We start from the raw sequence: 2072 nt of genomic DNA, 5'->3' as shown, positions 1-2072 counted from the left end.
GTATTATCGACAATATGCGGCAGCTTGATTTGAAAGGTAAACATTAGCAGCCCGACCAACATGGATAAGATGTTGATATTGGTAAAAATGGTTTTCCAAGCCACATTGCCTCGGCCGCAAATCAACAGGCGCAGATGCGTCCAAAACAAAAACGTCTGCACCAAGATAAAACCAGTGGTATAAATCACCCATTCCGCACCAAATACCGACATCACCAAAGGGATAATCAAGTTGCCCGAATTACTGTACACCGTCGCCGCGTGTTCGAGCCCATCGAGTTTGAACAAGTGTTTAAACACCCTGCCCAAAACAATCAACACCACATGGAAAAACACCGCCAGCATGACGGAAAGCTTCAGCCCTTCGATAATCTGCGGCGTATTGTCCATCTGAAAGGCATGAATCATGACGGACGGGCTGATCAGGTAAAGCGCGATAACGGAGAGCGTGTAGCTGTTTTCCGATTTCAACAGCCCGGCTTTTACCAAGGCCACGCCCATCAAAACAATCAGCGTCAGCTCGGTAATTTTTCCGGCAAGCAGGAAAGAGGTTTCCATGATAAAAAAGCGGCAAAAACGTTGATTTTACGCTTCTACCGCTTCGCATGCCAAATTCAGACGGCCTCAACATTCAAGACTATCTGAAATTTTCTACCACAGATAGGTTACGCTGGCTCCACCGCCTGCACCACCCTTAGATGCGCCGACAGCAGAACCTTTCACCAGCCATTTGCCGCTGGCGGATACTTTCGATACTCCGACAGCAAAACCGGCCTTTCCGCGCCAAACGCCGCTGCCAATGGATACCGCACCCTGTCCCGGCTGGTAAGCCTGTCCCAGATTACCCACCGCAATCGCAGCGGCAGAGCCGGCATCCGCACGGTCTTCCAGTTTTTTCATTTCTACGCGTGTTTCAGCTCGTATCTGATTGATTTGAGCAGCCACCGCCGACTCTTTTTGCTGACTATCGGCCTGCCATCTTTCCGCAAGCCTTTTAACCTGAGCCACATTTACCGCATCCGTATCCTGAGTACCGGCAGCCACATGGGTAATTTGACGGCTGTCCTTTTCATTGCCAACTGAAACCGCGCCCAATGTCGATTTCCATGTCTTGTCTTCAGATTGACTTGCCGACTGTGTCGCAAAATCATAGCCTGCCTGACCTGCAGCCAAATCTGCGATGCTTTGCGCACCCAGAGCCACCCCTTTCTCGGCTTTACCTTTGGCTTGGAAACCGAGTGCCAAAGATTTCTCTTCCAAAGCCGATGCACCGCCGCCGACTGCCGTACCACCTTCTTTACGCACACTGGAGCTGGTGCCGACAGCCAGACCGTTCAAGGCTGTAGCGGAAGACTCGACACCCAAAGCTACACTGTTTACGGCATTCGATACCGCACGCGTACCAACCGCCACTGCTTGATAACCTTCTGCTTCAGCAGCCGATGCCAGCGCAAGTGATTGAGTTCCACGTGCTTTAGCTCGATCACCTAAGGCCGTCGCGCTGAGCGCATCCGCCTCACTATCTCTGCCGATAGCTACTGCATCAATATTACTTGCCTGAGCGCCATTACCTACCGCAACGGCACGCAAAGCCGAAGCCTTGGACAGCAGACCGACTGCAACGGATTGACCGCCAGAAGCAGCCGCTGCGCCACCGACTGCTACATCATTTGTTCCCTTGGCATGGGCCCGAAAGCCAACCGCCACCGACCGCAATGCCTCCGCTTTGGATTCGCCACCCAAAGCAGTTGCGCTCAAACCGGAAGCGGCAGAATCATAACCCAAAGCCATCGCCTTATAGCCATTTGCTTTAGCCTTGTCGCCAACTGCAGCGGCATTTTCGCCCGATACGGATTCCTTACCGACAGCCAAAGAACCCGTCTTGTGCATGGTTCCAGCAACAATACCTCCGTCCGCATACGCAGTACCGAAAAAAAGCGCTAAAGCCAAACACAAAGGACTGAGCGATACATTCAGTTTCATCTTTATATTCTCCATTTTTTAAATATTAAAAATATCTCGTTCAATCAAATTAATACTTTTGAACTAGTTATATTGTATATATTTTTATTC

Annotated in this window: 2 protein-coding genes; both read right to left on the bottom strand. The window is 50.6% G+C overall.

The features are described 5' to 3' along the window. Window positions 1-557 (bottom strand): AEC family transporter (locus ACTHUM_RS12200; protein ID WP_440402980.1); only part of this gene is annotated, 557 nt, incomplete at its 3' end. Window positions 558-650: 93 nt separating this feature from the next. Next, window positions 651-1982, bottom strand: coding sequence for a YadA-like family protein (locus tag ACTHUM_RS12195; RefSeq protein ID WP_070460037.1), 1332 nt, complete (start codon window positions 1980-1982; stop codon window positions 651-653). Window positions 1983-2072: the final 90 nt, after the last annotated feature.

Source organism: Neisseria sp. P0021.S006 (assembly GCF_051956895.1).
The sequence above is the reverse complement of the archived record's forward strand: the minus strand, read 5'-3'. Positions and strand labels throughout refer to the sequence as shown.

Bases quoted from the DNA above. Each gene is read 5' to 3' on its own strand.
- ACTHUM_RS12195 (WP_070460037.1), bottom strand. From the start codon at position 1,982: ATGAAACTGAATGTATCGCTCAGTCCTTTGTGTTTGGCTTTAGCGCTT.